Below are 15,613 nucleotides of genomic sequence, written 5' to 3'. Positions count from 1 at the left end.
ACCCGCCCCGCCAGGGCCCCGAAGATCGACTCCTCGGCCTTCCCCAACGGCGACAACGGCTGGCCCGCCGGCACCGGCAAAGCCCGCAACCCCGGTGACTTCACCATCGCCTCCAACGGCGTCGACGACGTCGTGCGCTACGGCTACTACACCGACTGGGACCAGTCCGTGAAGACGGTGGACGCCCCCGCCGCCGGCGGCACTGCGAAGATCTCGCTCAAGCCCTCCGGCGTGGGCCCGCACTTCGTGCACGCCTTCAGCCAGGACGCCGCCGGCAACCGCTCCGACACCGCGACCTACCTGTTCTACGCCGGCCGCTCGCAGGACCGCGACGAGCCGTACGACCTGAACGGCGACGGCCACAAGGACATCTGGAGCGTCGACTCCAACGGCACCCTGCTCACCTACGCGGGCCAGGGCAACGGCCAGTTCTCCTCCGCCACCAACGGCGGCCTGACCTTCACCGACCCCCGGATCACCTACTCCGGCGACTGGGGCGAGGACGGCTACAACGACCTCGTCACCCTGGAGTACGACAACGTCGACAAGCGCCGCAAGCTGTGGACCTACCCCAACAACGGCCTCGGCACCGCGACCGTCAACTTCGGCAAGAGGAAGCAGGAACTCAAGGTCTACTGCCCGGTCGCCGATCCCGAGGGCACCTGCCCGTCCGGCAACGACCACTGGCAGAACGCCAATGCCCAGATCCTGTCGCCCGGGGACCTCAACGGCGACAAGATCCCCGACCTGCTGGTGCGCGACGGCAAGCTGCTCTGGGCCTACTACGGTGCGCGCGACGGCTACCTGGACAACGCCGACCCGGTCCTGGTCGGCGGTGACGACTGGGACAAGTTCACCGTGATCGCCCCCGGCGACCTCAACGGGGACGGTGTCCCGGACCTCTGGCTGCGCGACGAGACCAACGGCGACATCCTGCGCACCTTCGGCAGCAAGGACGCCAACGGCGTCATCGACCTGGCCACCTGGGGCACCAAGGACCGCGTCAAGGTCGGCTACGGCGTCACCAAGGAGCTCTGGCCCACCGTCGGCTCGGTCGGCGACATCAGCGGCGACGGCGTCCCCGACCTGTGGGCGCGCAAGGCCGACAACACCCTGTTCGCCTGGTGGGGCCAGGCCTCGGCCGGGGTCGTCTGGACGTTCTCCGGAGGCTGGTCCATCGACGGCGTGGTCGGCGCCCGGATCCCCTCCGGTACCAATCTGACCTCCGGCCAGGAGTACGCCACCGGAACCGCCAAGCTCACCATGCAGGCCGACGGCAACCTCGTGCTGACCAAGGCCGGCAAGCCCTTCTGGGCCTCCAACACCGGTGGCAACCCGAACGCGTTCGCCCGGATGCAGGCCGACGGCAACCTGGTCGTCTACAGCGCCGACGGCTCCAAGGCGCTCTGGAGCTCCCGTACCCACGGCAAGCCCAACTCCTACGCGATGCTGCTCGAACACGGCGTCCTGGTGATCTACAACGCCGTCGGCCAGGGCCAGTGGACCAGCGGTACCCAGGGCCGGCCCGACTTCAACGCGGACGGCAGGACCGACATCCTCACCCGCGACGCCAGCGGCGACGTCTGGGTCTACCCCGGCAGCGGCGGCTCCGGCGCCTCCACCTTCGGCGGCCGGTACTTCGCCGGCAACGGCTGGTGGCGCGAGTACTGGACCAACGTCTACGTCACCGACCTCAACAACGACGGGCACACCGACATCATCGGCCTCACCCGCGAGGGCGAGATGTGGCTCTACTCCGGGACCGGCAACTCCGGCACCAGCACGGTCGGTGCCCGGACGCTGATCGGCACCGGCTGGGGCGGTTACACCACGCTGGCGTTCGGCGACGTCACCGGAGACGGGAAGACCGACGTCGTCGCCCGCGACAGCGGCGGCGAGCTCTGGGTCTACCCGGGCACCGGAGGCACCGGTACCTCCACCCTCGGCAACCGCTTCTTCATCGGCAACGGCTGGTGGCCCGCCAACTGGATCACCATCCGGATCGCGGACGTCAACGGCGACTTCAAGCCCGACATCATCGGCCGCACCGACGGCGGCGACCTCTACATCTTCCCGAACACCAGCGACGCCCAGAGCACCAGCTTCGGCCCCCGCTACTTCTGGGGCAACGGCTTCTGGCCCGGGGAGTGGAACCCGTTCGTCAGCGACTTCAACAACGACGGCGCGGCGGAGGCGGTCGGCATCACCCGGAACGGTGAGATGTACGACTTCCTACCGAGCGGCCGCACACTGGTCGGCACCGGCTGGACGTCGGTCTTCGACGTCATCCTGTAACCACCGGAGCCGGTGACCGCGCACGACGCGGCGCCGACACGGCGACGACACAGGCGCCACCCCGCGGGAAGCGGGGTGGCGCCTGCGCGTTCGCCGGACCCGGTCGGGACCGGGGGAGTTGCGTCCGCCGCGGTGTCAGCTGTGCGGGACGGTCAGGGCGAGGGCGAGCGGCCGGTCTCCCGCCGAGGGGCCGGCCTCGACGGTGTGCACGCCCGGGTTGTCGCGCCAGGCGCGCGCCGTGCTGTCCCAGCTCTGCACCGCCCGGCGCGGGAGGGTGATCCGCGCGGTGGCGACGCCGCCCGGTTCGGCCTCGACCACCGCGAAACCGGCCAGTTGGCGGTCGGGGCGGGTGCGGTCCGAGCCGTCGGTGGCGAGGTAGACCTGCACCACCTCGCGGCCGGTCCGTCCGCCCGTGTTGCGCACCCGGACGACGACCTCGGCCAGGGTCTCGGCGGAGCCGTTCACCGGCCGCGCCTCCAGGCTCTCGTAGGCCCAGCCGGTGTAGCCGCGGCCGGCCCCGAACCAGTACGCGGGTGCGGCGCCGGCCCGGCGCTGCCAGGCCCGGTAGCCGATGAACAGGCCCTCGGAGTAGTCCAGCCGGCCCTCGGTGGGCACGACCTCCCAGACCGGGCAGTCGGCCTCCTCGGCGGGCCAGGTGGTGGGCAGTCGGCCGCCCGGTTCGACCGTGCCGAGCAGCACGTCGGCCAGGGCCTCGCCGGCCTGCTGGCCGGGGAACCAGCCGAGCAGGACGGCCGCCACCGAGTCGCGCCACGGCATCAGCACCGGCGCGCCTGCGTTGACCACGACCACGGTGCGCGGATTGGCCGCCGCGACCCGGGCGACCAGCTCGTCCTGGCGGCCGGGCAGCCGCAGACCGGCCCGGTCGACGCCCTCGCTCTCCACCTCCTCGGTGGTGCCGACCACGACGACCGCGACCTCGGCCGCCCGGGCGGCCGCGACGGCCTGCTCGATCAGCTCCTCCGGGGAGGCGGACGGCGCGGCGTGGCCGAGTGCGAAGGAGACCAGGCCGAAGCCGGCGAAGCCGCCCGCCTCCGGCATCGTGTACGTCAGCGTGACCGTGACCGGCCGGCCCTCGGCGAGGGTCAGTTCGACGCGGTGCTCCGGGGGGTTGAGGAAGGCCGCGGCGGGGTCCTCGCCCTCGGGCAGCAGAAGTCCGTCGAAGAGCGGCTCGCCGTCCGCCTCCAGCCTGAACCGGCCGACGCCGCGCACGGCCAGCTGGTGCGTACCGGCGGTGCCGGCGGTCAGGACGCCGGTGATCCGGACCTCGCGGAGGTCGGCGAACTCGACGCCGCCGGGCAGCGCGCCCAGCCAGCGGACGCTGCCGTCCGCCAGCGGCGCCGTGCCCAGCGACCCTGCGGCGCCCAGCAGTTCGGCGGTGCGGGGGAAGGCGGCCGGGGGCAGGAAGGTCCGGGGGTCGGAGCCGATCGCGTGGACCAGCTCGGTGCCCTCTCCCAGCGCGGCGCGCAGGCCCTCCAGCGGGCTGACCACCCTGGTCGGGAAGACCTGTGCGCTGCCGCCCCCGCCGATCCGGGCCTCGGCCGCCGCCGCTCCGATCAGCGCCAGCGACGCGGGCGCCGGGTCCAGCGGCAGCACGCCGCCCTCGTTGCGCAGCAGGACGAAGGAGCGCGCCGCCAGCTCGCGCACCAGCGCCTCGCCGTCGATCGGCGCCGGCAGGTCCTCCGCGGCCACGGCGGCCGGCGCCCCGGCCAGCAGGCCGACCCGGGCGGCCAGGCGCAGGACGCGGCGGGCCAGTTCGTCGACGACCTCCTCGGGCACCAGTCCGGTGCGGACCGCCTCGACGAGGTGCTCGCCGTAGACGGTGGCCGGGCCGGGCATCGCGACGTCCAGGCCGCCGAGGGCCGCCCGTACGGTGTCGCGGGCCCCGGTCCAGTCCGAGACCAGGATGCCGTCGAAGCCCCATTCCTCCCGCAGCACCGTGTTGTTGAGCTCGGTGTGCTCGCTCATGGTCGGGCCGTTGACCGCGTTGTAGGCGGCCATCAGACCCCACGGGTGGGCCTTCTTCACGATCGTCTCGAACGGCGCCAGGTACAGCTCGCGCAGGGTGCGCTCGTCCACCCGGACGTCGACGGTGTAGCGGTCGGTCTCCGAGTCGTTGGCGACGAAGTGCTTGGGCGTGGTGCCGACCCCGCCCTCCTGGACACCGCGGACCAGGGCGGCGCCGAGCTCGCCGGTGAGCAGCGGGTCCTCCGAGTAGCACTCGAAGTGGCGTCCGCCGCGGGGGCCGCGGTGCAGGTTGACGGTCGGCGCGAGCACCACGTGGGCGCCCTTGCGCCGGGCCTCCTGGGCGAGCAGGCGGCCGGCCCGGCGGACCAGGTCGAGGTCCCAGGTGGCGGCCAGCGCGGTCGGCGAGGGCAGTGCGACGGACGGGTCGTCGGGGGTCCACTGCTCGCCGCGCACGCCCGCGGGGCCGTCGGACATCACCAGCCGGCCGAGGCCGATCTCCTCGTTGGCCGGCAGCGACCACATGTCGGCCCCGGCCAGCAGGGCGACCTTGGCGGGCAGGTCCAGCCGTGCGAGGGCGGCCTCGACGGCGGCCTCACGGCGGGCGTCGGCGGTCACGGCGGTCTCCCTGAGGTTCTTCTTCCCGTGGTTCACGGCTCAGATCCACCCTTCCAGCGCGGCCATGAAGCCGGTGTGGTCGTCCCGGTGGACGGTGTGCCCGGCGCCGGGCACGGTGCGCACCTCGAAGCCGCGCTCGCGCAGCAGCGCGGCGTCCGACGGGCTCACCAGGAAGCTCCGGTCGGCCAGGACCACCAGGGAGGGCACGGCGGGGGCGGTCGGCAGACCGGCCTCCTGGCCGGGCATGGCCAGGGCCGAGTCCGGGTCCCAGGCGGCGAGGGTGGCGAGCTCGACGTCGACGTCGGCGCTCTCCCAGCGCGGGTTCATCGAGGTGATCTGCTCCCGGGTGGCGTGCCGGAAGGCCACGAACATCTCCGGGTCCACCCCGTCGGCCGCCGCGAACTGCCAGGCCGGGTCGACGTACACGGCGCGGGCCGGCTTCAGCCGCTCGATCGCGCGCAGCAGGGTGATGCCGCCGAGCGAGTGACCGATGGCCAGCTCGGCCCCGGCGGGCAGGGTCTCGGCCAGGTCGTCGGCGTAGCCGTCCAGGGGGTAGCGTTCCTGCGGGGTCGCTCCGGTGCCGCGCGGGCTCTGCCCGTGGCCGCGCTGGTCGACGGCGATGACGCGGTAGCCGCGCTCGGCCAGTGCCGGGCCGACCCGCCGCCAGGTGCGGTGGTCGGACATGATGCCGTGCACCAGGAGCGCGACGCGGTCTCCGGTACCCCATTCCCGGGTGTGCAACTTCATGGGTGAGCAGCCTTTCTGGCGATGGGCGAACAGTGATGTCGGCGGACGTCGGGTCCGCGCGCGTCGGCTCCGCGGACGCGGGGTCAGCGGACCCCGCGGATCGGGCGGACGGCGAGCGCCCCGGCCACCGCGAGCGCGGCGCCGAGCAGGAACAGCGGGGTGTATCCGCCGAGGCCGACCACGGCGGAGGCGACGAACGGCGCGACGATCTGCGGTCCGGCGTTGGCGATGTTCAGGACGCCCATGTCGCGGGCGGCGTCCTCGGCCTTGGGCAGCACCATGGTGACCAGCGCGGTGTCGACGGCCATGAAGCAGCCGAACGCGAGGCCGTTGACCGCGGAGAAGACCAGCATGCCGGGCCACGAGGGGCTGATCACCGGGATCAGCAGCGCGAGCGCGGAGAGCGCGGCGGACAGGCCGACGAAGAGCTTGCGCCGGTCCAGCCGGTCGGAGAGCACACCGCCGGCCACCGTGGAGAGGGCCATCGTGACCGCCGAGACCGGGGTCAGGATCGCGATGGCCTTCTCCGGGGTGAGCCCGTCCGGCAGGCGGATGTGGTCCTGCAGGATGTAGAGCTGGTAGCCGACCACCGCGAAGTAGCCCAGTACCAGCAGTGCGCGGCCGATGAACGCCCAGCGGAAGTCGGGCTCGCGCAGCACGCCCAGGAAGGCGGCGGCCTGTTCGTGCAGCGGCGCGGGCTGCTTGGCGGGCATGCGCCGCTCGCGGGCCAGGCCGCTGAAGAGCACGGCGGCCAGGGCGACCAGCAGGCCGAGCACCAGGTAGCCGGTGCGGAGGTGGTCGGAGAGCGCGGAGGCCGCCAGCACACCGAGGGTGGAGCCGACCGGCAGGCCGAGGCCGACGGCGGCGGAGGCGGTGCCACGGCGCTCCACGGGCACGCGGTCGGGCACCACCGAGGTGAGCGCGGCCTGGTAGAAGTTCATCGCCGCCTGGCCGAGGCACCAGGCGATGCAGACCAGCAGCACCGAGTTCACGCTGCCGAGCAGGGCCATCGCGGCCACCGCGGCCAGGCCGCCGCCCAGGATCCACGGGTTGCGACGGCCCGAACGGTCGGACAGGGCGCCCGCGAGCGGGTTGAACAGGGTGGCGAAGATCGCGGACACCCCGCCGACGAGGCCGAGGTTGGCCACCTTGTGGGCCGGGTCGAGGTGCTCGATCTGCAGGGGGAGCAGCACGCTGCCGACGCCGAGGTAGAGCGCGTACATCGCGGTGTTGCCGGTGAAGAGCAGGGGCAGCAGACCGCGGGAGGCGGGTGCCGGGGTCTCCCCGTCGGATCTCGGGACGTCCTGCGGCACGTCGTGGGTGGGGGAAAGGGCCACATTGCCCTCCAGGGGGAGTGCCCGACGGGTGGGAGGGGGTGCCGGGCGGCGGATCAAGAACGAGGTTACACGTGTAACGGTTACTCGTGTAACCAGATGTCTATCAGGGCTTTCCGCCATCGGCCAGAGCCGGACGTGAAAAGATGCGAACCGTTATGGACAGTGATCGCGCACACCACGCCGACCCCGCCGTACCGCCGCCCACCAGCGCCGACGTCGCCCGGCTGGCCGGCGTCTCCCGGGCCACGGTCTCCTTCGTGCTCAACAACACCGCCGGCGGACGGGTCGGCGAACGGACCCGGGCCAAGGTCCTGGCCGCCGCCGACCAGCTCGGCTACGTCCCGCACGCCGCCGCCCGCTCGCTGCGGGCCGGCCGCACCGGACTGGTGCTGCTGGTCGGCTCGGCCGTGCCGATCGGCCCGCTGTTCAGCGGCTTCTACCGGGACCTCCAGGACGCCCTGCACCGCCACGGCTACACGCCCGTGCTGCTGGGCCCGACCGCGGGCAGCGGGGAGGCCGCCGCACGCGCCTGGGCCGAACTGCGGCCCACCGCCGTGCTCTGCCTCACCCCCGGGCTCACCCCCGGCGGCGTGCGGATCCTGCTGCGCTCCGGCACCCGGGCGGTGCTCACCCTCGGCACGCCGCCGGTGGCCGGCGCGCACGCGCTGATCATGGACCAGAGCGAGGTCGGCGCAAGTGCCGCCGCGCACCTGCTGGAACGCGGCCGTCGCCGGATCGGCGTCGTGATGCCGGCGGATCCGGCGCTCTCGCTGTTCAGCGCACCCCGGCTGGCGGGCGTCCGGGCGGTGGCCGAGTCGGCCGGCGCCGGCGCCGTCGTCGAGCCGCTGCCGCTGGACTACACCGAGGAGTCCGCCGCCGAACTCGCCACCCGCTGCCGCGAACTCACCCTGGACGGCCTGTTCGGCTACAACGACGAGTACGCCATGCTCGCTCAGCGCGCCCTTCAGGACGCCGGCCTGGACGTCCCCCGGTCGGTGGCCGTGGTCGGCGCCGACGACCTGCTGCTCGCCCGGCTGCTCCGCCCGCGGCTGAGCTCGGTCCGGATGCGGCTGACCTCGGGTGAGGAACTGGCCGACCTGGTCGACCGCGTGGTGGCCGACCCGGAGTCGGCACCGGTCGACCGGGACCTGATGACCGTGCAGCTGATCGCCCGCGAGTCGTCCTGAGCGGCGGTGCGCCGGCCGGAGAACCGATGCCCCCTCATCCAGCAGTCGGCACCCGAGCTCGGAGCGTCACTGATACGTGGTCGCGACCCTGGAATCTCCTCGACAAAGGCAAGGAGTCCCGGGTCGGAGGCCACCGCTTCCATCAACTCGGACGAGAACCACCAGTGGGGCGGGCACGTCATCGACCCCGTGCGGCTGACGGGCGGCGGGCAGGGGCTGCCGAAGGCACTCGGCTGTTCCGTCCGCCGCGCTGTCGCGTGCGCCGGGTCGTTCCGCGCACCGGGTGGGCGTTCTCCCCGCGGCGGCCGCCCGGTCAGTCCGGGGCGGTGTCGGCGTAGCGGTCGGCGGCGAAGGCGCGGATCGCGTCGGGGACGCCCCGGCCCCGGTCCGGCAGGTGGTCCAGACGCAGCAGCACGTAGATCTGGTGGCCGTCCACGGTGTGGGACCGATCGATGCCGAGTTCGGCGCCCGGCGCCGAGTACACCGCGAGCCACGGGAGCCGATCGTCGCGCCCCGGCACCCGTCCGCAGGTCACGGCGGAGAGCTGCTCCCAGCGCAGGAACACCTCCTGCCCGGTCGCCTCACGGACCCCGATGCCGGCCGGACCCACCCGGAGCCGCAGCGGCCGGCGCCAGTGCAGGACGGTCCGGAACACCAGGTAGGTCTCGACGAGGATGAGGATCGGCCAGAGCGGGGGGCCGAGGACGACCGCCACGGGAACGGCGACGGCGGTGGCGGCGGTCAGCGGCACGAGCGAGCGGCGCCAGGCGTTCCGGCCCGCGGTGAACACCCGTTCCGGTCCGCCGCGACGGGGATCCACCACGTCCGCCGGGCCGGCCGGGAGGACGCCGGGAGGGGCGCTCTCCAGCCGGGGCCCGGCGTGGCGGCGCAGCGCGTCGGCGAGGTCGGGGATCGGCTGGTCGAGGTCCTCGCAGTTCAGCACGGTGTAGGACCGCCCGCCGGAGCCGAGCGTGTCGGGCCTGCGCGGCAGGGCCACCCCGGGCACCAGGGTGAGCACCAGCCGGGGCTTGGGCGGGGCCGCCGGGGCGTCGTCCTGGTCGCGGGGCGTGCGGTCGGTGATCGGCGGGTGGAACAGCACGGCCGACTCGACGTGGTGCCAGGGCAGGCGGGCGTCGTGCAGGGTGATCCCGCCGTCGTCGATCCGCAGCCGGAACGGCTTCCTCAGGCGGGCCAGGTCGCGGAGCCCGATCAGACCGGCGGACGCCAGGAGCGCCAGGGCGAGCAGTGGCGCCGTCCCCGGCGGGGAGCCGGTGACGAGCGTCCAGGCGGCCGTGCCGGTCACCACCGCCAGCGAACAGAGGATGCGGAGACGGGCGCGTCGGCGGATCGTCCGCCGTATCGTGAATTCCACGTCCAGGCCTTCCTGTTGGACGGGCACTGTCGCCCCGATCCTGCCCGTGCGGGGGCGCCGGACGACCTCGGCGGCCGGGGTGTGGCCCGACCGTGACGCTCCCGGGACACCGCCTGCCGTCGGTGCGTCCGGCGCGGGGCCGGCCGGTGTCGGGCGGATGAACAGCCGGTCGCGGAGGGCCGGGGCGGACGGGATCAGGGGTGGGCGGGCTGGGCGAACTCGCACGGCACGGACCGGTACAGGCCGAGCAGCCGCAGCACCTTGGCGGGCTGCCGGGAGACGCCGCGCAGGAACAGCCGGGTGCCCTTCGACAGGCGCCGGTTCAGCTGCAGGAAGGCGTCCGCGCCCGAGCTGTCGCAGAAGCTGACGCCGGACAGGTCCAGCACGAGCTCCCGGTCGCCCTCGTCCGCGAGTCCCAGGAGCTCCGGGACGAGGCCGGACGCGGTGAGCATGTCCAGTTCGCCGCTCAGCCGCACCACCGTGGTGCGGGCCCGCGGATCGCGGGTGACCGATCGGACCACGCCGTGCCCGACCGCTGGTGCCGTCGCGCCCACCACAACCTCCTGGGAGTCCCGTCGTCTCGCGGCCCCGGGCACGCGACCGGTCCTCCGGTCGGCGCGGTGCCGTGTCGTACCGGAGTCAACCAACTGCCGCGCTGTGCCGGGAAGAACCGATGGGCCCCCGCCGTAGGGCCGGTGGTCCCGGGCCGCCCGGACGGCCCCGGCGGGTGCCGGCGGGCGCGGGCTCAGCCGGCGTCGTGCCCGTTGGCCGCGGCGTCTGTCCGGCCGGCGCGCAGCAGCTGCTGCCCGAGGTCGATCAGGGCCCGGCCGGCCGCGTACTCGTCGCCGATCTCCGGAACCGGCGGGTCGTGCGGGTTGCGGTGGGCAGTGGTGCGGCTGTGCAGGGTGTTGTCGCCGGTGTCGAGAACGGCATGGACGTTGGTGACGTCGCCCTCCTCGAAGAGGTCGAGCCGCAGGGTCCAGCGCTTGGTGCGCAGCGGTGTCGTGGTGGTGTGTGTGCTCATCACGGTTCCGTCCTTTCGCGTACGGTCATCCCTGGAGGAGGGCGGCGCCCCGGGCGCGGGCGCGGCGTCGCGGGTCCCCGATCGTGTCCGCACTTCCATGGCACCACCACCGGGCCCTGCGCGCAGTGTCCGCCGGTTCCGCGCCTGCCGTGTTCATCGCCGCCTCCGGTCGCCTTCGTCGGTTCCCCGGGGCGCGGCCTCACCGGTCGCCGTGGTCCGGTCCCCGGCCTGCGGTCCGTCGTGCGGTCCGTCGTGCGGTCCGGGGGGCGGCCCGAACCCGCCGCCGCCGGGGGTGAGGATCTCCACGGCGTCACCGGCCGCGAGCTCGGCGCTGCCGCAGCCGGGCACCTCCTCCACGGTTCCGTCGTGGCGCAGCACGCGGTTGGCGCCGAGCGCGCCGGGAAGGCCGCCGGCGAGGCCGTACGGCGGGACGCGGCGGTGGCCGGAGAGGACGCTGATCGTCATCGCCTCGCGGAACCTCAGCCGCCGGAGCACGCCGTTGCCGCCGTGCCGGCGTCCGCCCCCGCCGCTGCCGGGGCGCACGGCGAACTCCTCGACGAGAACGGGGTACCGCCACTCCAGGACCTCCGGGTCGGTGAGGCGGGAGTTGGTCATGTGGGTCTGGACGGCGTCCGCCCCGTCGAAGGTCGGCCCGGCGCCGGAGCCGGAGGCGATGGTCTCGTAGTACTGGTGCTCCGCGTTGCCGAAGGTCAGGTTGTTCATCGTGCCGGAGCCCTCGGCCTGGATGCCGAGCGCACCGTAGAGCGCGCCGACGATGGCCTGCGAGGTCTCGACGTTGCCGGCGGCGACGGCGGCGGGGTACTCGGGGGCGAGCATCGAGCCGGGCGGGACGAGGATCCGCAGCGGGCGCAGGCAGCCGTCGTTGAGCGGGATGTCGTCGGCGACGAGGGTGCGGAAGACGTATAGCACGGCGGCAGTGACGACGGCGGAGGGCGCGTTGAGGTTGCCCGCGAGCTGGGGGGACGTCCCGGCGAAGTCGATGGTGGCGCCGCGCTCCCGGCGGTCGACGCGCACCGAGACGGCGATCACGGCGCCGGAGTCGGTCTCGTAGCGGTGGCTGCCGTCGCCGAGGCCGTCGACGGCGCGCCGCACCGCCTGCTCGGCGTTGTCCTGGACGTGCCGCATGTAGGCCTGGACGACGCCGAGGCCGAAGTGCTCGATCATCGCGTTGACCTCGTCGACGCCCTTGCGGTTGGCGGCGATCTGGGCGCGCAGGTCGGCGAGGTTGGTGTCCGGGTCGCGGGAGGGGTGCGGCGGGTCGGTGAGCAGCCGCCGGGTCTCCTGCTCGCGCAGCCGTCCGTCCACCACCAGTGGCCAGTTGTCGAAGAGCACGCCCTCCTCGTGGATCTCACGGCTGTCGGCGGGCATCGAGCCGGGGGAGATGCCGCCGATCTCGGCGTGGTGGCCGCGGGAGGCGACGAGGAACAGGATGTCGCGGCCGTCCGGGTCGAAGACCGGGGTCACGACGGTGACGTCGGGCAGGTGGGTGCCCCCGTGGTACGGGTCGTTGACGGCGTAGGCGTCGCCCGGGCGCATCCGCGGACCCTGCCGGCGGAGGACCTCCTTGACGGTGGTGCCCATCGAGCCGAGGTGGACCGGGATGTGCGGGGCGTTGGCGACGAGGTTGCCGTCCGGGTCGAAGAGCGCGCAGGAGAAGTCCAGCCGCTCCTTGATGTTGACCGACTGCGCGGTGGACTCCAGCCGGGCGCCCATCTGCTGGGCGATGGCCATGAAGAGGTTGTTGAAGACCTCCAGCAGGACCGGGTCGGCGCGGGTCGGGACGCTCTCCTCGGCGGTGGCCCCGACCTGTTCGACCAGCAGGTGCCCGGCCGCGGTCACGGTCGCCCGCCACCCGGCGTCCACCACGGTGGTGGCGTTGGCCTCGGTGATCACCGCCGGGCCGGTGACGGTGTCCTGCGCCCGCATCGACTCGCGCTCCAGCAGCGGGACCCGGTGCCAACGGCCGCCGGTGTACAGGCGGACGGTGACGGGTCCGGCCGGGGCCGGCGCGGGGGAGAGGGTGTCGAGCGCGGGCCGCTCGGTCAGGCCGGTGCCTTCGACGGCGAGGGCCTCGACGGTGAGCGGGCGGTCCATCAGGAAGGAGTAGGTGGCCCGGTGCCGCTCCTCGAACTCGGCTCGCATGTCGGCCGGTTCGCCCAGCGGGACGCCGATGGTGCTGTCGGTGCCCTGGTAGCGCAGCCGGACCCGGTGGGTCAGCCGGACCCGTTCCCGGGGCACGCCCTGGTCGAGCAGTTCGCCGAGGGCCGCGTGCGCCAGCTCGTCGGCGAGGGCCCGCACGGCGCCCATCTCCTCCTCGGCCAGGGGCCGTTCGACGGCCCGCTCGCGCAGGACGGTGGTGTCGGCCAGGCCGATGCCGAGGGCGGACAGCACCCCGGCCATCGGCGGGACCAGCACGGTGCGCACGCCCAGTGCCTCGGCCACCGGACAGGCGACCTGGCCGCCCGCGCCGCCGAAGGTGGTGAGCGTGTAGCGGGTGACGTCGTGGCCCTGCTGGACGGAGATGCGCTTGATCGCATTGGCGATGTTGCCGACCGCGATCCGCAGGAACCCGTCGGCCACCTCCTCGGCCGTACGGTCGCCGATCTCCCCGGCCAGTTCGGCGAACCGGCGTTCGGTCGGTCCGCGGTCGAGCGGCTGGTCGCCGTCCGGTCCGAAGACCCGGGGGAAGTGCTCGGCCTGGATCCGGCCGAGCAGCAGGTTGGCGTCGGTGACGGTGAGCGGCCCGCCGTTGCGGTAGCAGGCGGGGCCGGGGAAGGCCCCGGCCGAGTCCGGGCCGACCCGCAGGCGTTCACCGTCGAAGCGGAGCACCGAGCCGCCGCCCGCCGCGACGGTGTGGATCGCCAGCATCGGCGCCCGCAGCCGCACCCCGGCGACCTGGGTGGTCACCACCCGCTCGTACTCGCCCGCGAAGTGCGAGACGTCGGTGGAGGTGCCGCCCATGTCGAAGCCGATCACCCGGCCGTGGCCGGCGAGTTCCGACATCCGCACCATGCCGATGATGCCGCCGGCCGGGCCGGACAGGATGGCGTCCTTGCCCCGGAAGTGGCCGGCCTCGGCGAGCCCGCCGTTGGACTGCATGAACATCAGCCGGACACCGGCCAGTTGGTCCGCCACCTGGCGGACGTAGCGGCGCAGCCCCGGGTCGAGGTAGGCGTCGATCACCGCGGTGTCCCCGCGCGGCACCAGCTTCATCAGCGGGCTCGCCTCGCTGGACAGTGACACCTGGTCGAAGCCGAGCCGCTCGGCGAGCCGGCCGATCGCGCGCTCGTGGGCGGGGTGCAGACAGCTGTGCAGGCAGACCACGGCGACGGAGCGCAGGCCCTCGCGTCGGCAGTCGCGCAGTTCGTCCGCGAGCCGGTCGAGGTCGGGCGGGCGCAGGACCCGGCCGTCGGCGGCGATCCGCTCGTCCACCTCGACCACGCGGCTGTACAGCGGCTCGGGCAGGACGATCTCACGGGCGAAGATCAGCGGCCGGTTCTGGTAGCCGATCCGCAGCGCGTCCGCGAAGCCGCGCGTGACGACCAGGACGGTCGGCTCGCCGGTGCGCTCCAGCAGGGCGTTGGTGGCCACCGTGGTGCCCATCCGGACCGAGTCGATGTCCGCCCCGGCCGGCAGGAGGGCCCGGATCCCCGCCACCGCGGGGTCGCGGTCGAGCGCCGGGTCGTGCGAGAGCAGCTTGTGGGTGAGCAGACGGCCGTCCGGCGCCAGTGCGACCACGTCGGTGAAGGTCCCGCCCCGGTCCACCCAGAACTGCCAGCCCCTGGCCGCCATGACCGGTTCCCTCCGCCCTGCCGTGTGGCATTCCGTGCGCGAGTGGCCCCGCGCACGAGTATCCGGCCGGGCGAACGGCCGGGGCAACCGGAACCCGCCGCGGGCCGGACCCGGGCCTCAGGCCCCGGCCTGCGCGAACAGCACGGCATGGCGGGCGATCGCCCCGGCACGGTCGGCGCACTGCTGGTAGCAGCAGGCCAGCAGGACGAGGTCGGTGACGTCGACCGGGTCCGCCGCCTTCTCGCGGGCGTCCTCGCTGGAGTCCGCGCGCAGCAGCAGCCCGTACAGCAGGCGCTGCCGCTGTCCGACCTCGTGCAACTCGCTCAGCACGTCCGCGACGTCCTCGGCCACCCCGGACCGCAGGACGTCGGCGGACCGCGCGACCAGGTCCAGCGCCGCACCGGCGAGCCCGTGCAGCGGGTCCCGCAGCCGCTCGTCGAAGGCCCCCCGCTCCTGGCGGGCCCACGCCGCCTCCAGCAGCCGCCGGGTCAGCTGCGCGAGCGCCTCCAGCTCGCAGCCCACGTGGACGCCCACGACGACCCCGGCCCGCCCGCCGGGCGTCGCGGCGGCGTCCTCCTCGACCCGGGCCAGCAGCTCGCCCAGGGCCTTCTCCGCGATCGCGATCCCGTCCTCGCCGTCGTCCGGCTCCATGAGGACGGCCGTCACACCGCCCAGCGCGGTGTGCGCCAGTCCCACCAGCGCGGCGAGCTCGTCGACCAGCGCGCGGCGGCCGGCGTCTGCGCCATCGGACATCGCACTCACTCCCGTCGTCCCCGCTCGGCCGCTCCCGCGCCCACCGGGGTCCGTCGTCGGATCCGTGCCCCCGGCCGTCCCCGCCGGAGCCCGGGGTGCTTCCATCGTCCCGTGGGGCGGCTCCGTTGTCCTGGGGCGAGGACAGCCCCGAGGGCCGGATCCCTCAGCCCGTCGGCCCGCCGACGAAGGTGTGGGTGCGGGTGTACGGGGTGAACCCGACGGATTCGTAGAGCCGCGTGGGGACGGGGTGGGCGGCGTCGCCCCGTGAGCGGACGACGGCGCGCCGGCCGCCGGCCCGGGCGAAGGCGTGCAGCACGAAGGCGTGCAGTCCGGCCGTGCGGACGGCCCGGGCCAGGCCGCGCCGGCGGTGGTCGGGGTGGGTGCCGACGGCCGTCGGGTGTTCGTCGCCGCGGTCGAGGGACAGGCGCCAGTTCCCCGGCGGGGACCCGGGTTCCCGACGCACCGGTGCGGCATGGAGAATCAC

General features: G+C 74.1%; 11 protein-coding genes. 2 read left to right on the top strand and 9 right to left on the bottom strand.

Annotation, left to right across the window (positions count from 1 at the left end; genetic code table 11):
• Positions 1-2,295 (top strand): FG-GAP-like repeat-containing protein (locus ABZW10_RS18370; protein ID WP_355366367.1); only part of this gene is annotated, 2,295 nt, incomplete at its 5' end.
• A 135-nt stretch (positions 2,296-2,430) separates the two neighbouring features.
• Here ABZW10_RS18370 and ABZW10_RS18365 read toward each other — a convergent pair.
• The 3 genes from ABZW10_RS18365 to ABZW10_RS18355 all read right to left on the bottom strand — a co-directional run bounded on the left by ABZW10_RS18365 (position 2,431) and on the right by ABZW10_RS18355 (position 6,980).
• Entirely contained in the window at positions 2,431-4,932 is a 2,502-nt protein-coding gene (locus tag ABZW10_RS18365; RefSeq protein ID WP_355366364.1) for a glycoside hydrolase family 3 C-terminal domain-containing protein, read from the bottom strand.
• Positions 4,933-4,935: 3 nt separating this feature from the next.
• Positions 4,936-5,643, bottom strand: a complete 708-nt coding sequence (locus ABZW10_RS18360) for an alpha/beta fold hydrolase (protein ID WP_355366360.1) — start codon at positions 5,641-5,643, stop codon at positions 4,936-4,938.
• Between the two features lie 83 nt (positions 5,644-5,726).
• Positions 5,727-6,980 (bottom strand): MFS transporter, encoded by a 1,254-nt coding sequence (locus tag ABZW10_RS18355; protein WP_355366357.1) that lies wholly within the window; start codon positions 6,978-6,980, stop codon positions 5,727-5,729.
• Positions 6,981-7,135: 155 nt separating this feature from the next.
• Between ABZW10_RS18355 and ABZW10_RS18350 the strand changes: the two genes are divergently transcribed.
• Positions 7,136-8,167: a LacI family DNA-binding transcriptional regulator gene (locus tag ABZW10_RS18350; RefSeq protein ID WP_355366354.1), complete on the top strand. Its 1,032-nt coding sequence runs from the start codon at positions 7,136-7,138 to the stop codon at positions 8,165-8,167.
• Positions 8,168-8,480: 313 nt separating this feature from the next.
• Here the strand turns inward: ABZW10_RS18350 and ABZW10_RS18345 are convergent, their stop codons facing one another.
• The 6 genes from ABZW10_RS18345 to ABZW10_RS18320 all read right to left on the bottom strand — a co-directional run bounded on the left by ABZW10_RS18345 (position 8,481) and on the right by ABZW10_RS18320 (position 15,592).
• Positions 8,481-9,539 carry a hypothetical protein gene (locus ABZW10_RS18345; protein WP_355366351.1) on the bottom strand — a complete coding sequence of 353 codons (1,059 nt, stop codon included), beginning with the start codon at positions 9,537-9,539 and terminating at the stop codon, positions 8,481-8,483.
• A 194-nt stretch (positions 9,540-9,733) separates the two neighbouring features.
• Positions 9,734-10,093, bottom strand: a complete 360-nt coding sequence (locus tag ABZW10_RS18340; RefSeq protein ID WP_355366348.1) for an STAS domain-containing protein — start codon at positions 10,091-10,093, stop codon at positions 9,734-9,736.
• 191 nt (positions 10,094-10,284) lie between these two features.
• Entirely contained in the window at positions 10,285-10,563 is a 279-nt protein-coding gene (locus ABZW10_RS18335; protein ID WP_355366345.1) for a dsRBD fold-containing protein, read from the bottom strand.
• Positions 10,564-10,716: 153 nt separating this feature from the next.
• Positions 10,717-14,376, bottom strand: coding sequence for a hydantoinase B/oxoprolinase family protein (locus ABZW10_RS18330; RefSeq protein WP_355366342.1), 3,660 nt, complete (start codon positions 14,374-14,376; stop codon positions 10,717-10,719).
• A 117-nt stretch (positions 14,377-14,493) separates the two neighbouring features.
• Positions 14,494-15,129: a hypothetical protein gene (locus ABZW10_RS18325; protein WP_355366339.1), complete on the bottom strand. Its 636-nt coding sequence runs from the start codon at positions 15,127-15,129 to the stop codon at positions 14,494-14,496.
• A gap of 163 nt (positions 15,130-15,292) precedes the next feature.
• Complete coding sequence (locus tag ABZW10_RS18320) at positions 15,293-15,592, bottom strand: hypothetical protein (protein WP_355366336.1); 300 nt, start codon at positions 15,590-15,592, stop codon at positions 15,293-15,295.
• Positions 15,593-15,613: the final 21 nt, after the last annotated feature.

Source organism: Kitasatospora sp. NPDC004723 (genome assembly GCF_040609255.1).
Lineage (GTDB): Bacteria > Actinomycetota > Actinomycetes > Streptomycetales > Streptomycetaceae > Kitasatospora.
This window is presented reverse-complemented; position numbering and strand designations above follow the sequence as displayed.

Excerpts from the sequence above, each read along its gene's own strand:
- ABZW10_RS18335 (WP_355366345.1), bottom strand. The coding sequence starts at position 10,563 with ATGAGCACACACACCACCACGACACCGCTGCGCACCAAGCGCTGGACC.
- ABZW10_RS18350 (WP_355366354.1), top strand. The coding sequence starts at position 7,136 with ATGGACAGTGATCGCGCACACCACGCCGACCCCGCCGTACCGCCGCCC.
- ABZW10_RS18360 (WP_355366360.1), bottom strand. The coding sequence starts at position 5,643 with ATGAAGTTGCACACCCGGGAATGGGGTACCGGAGACCGCGTCGCGCTC.
- ABZW10_RS18330 (WP_355366342.1), bottom strand. The coding sequence starts at position 14,376 with ATGGCGGCCAGGGGCTGGCAGTTCTGGGTGGACCGGGGCGGGACCTTC.
- ABZW10_RS18325 (WP_355366339.1), bottom strand. The coding sequence starts at position 15,129 with ATGTCCGATGGCGCAGACGCCGGCCGCCGCGCGCTGGTCGACGAGCTC.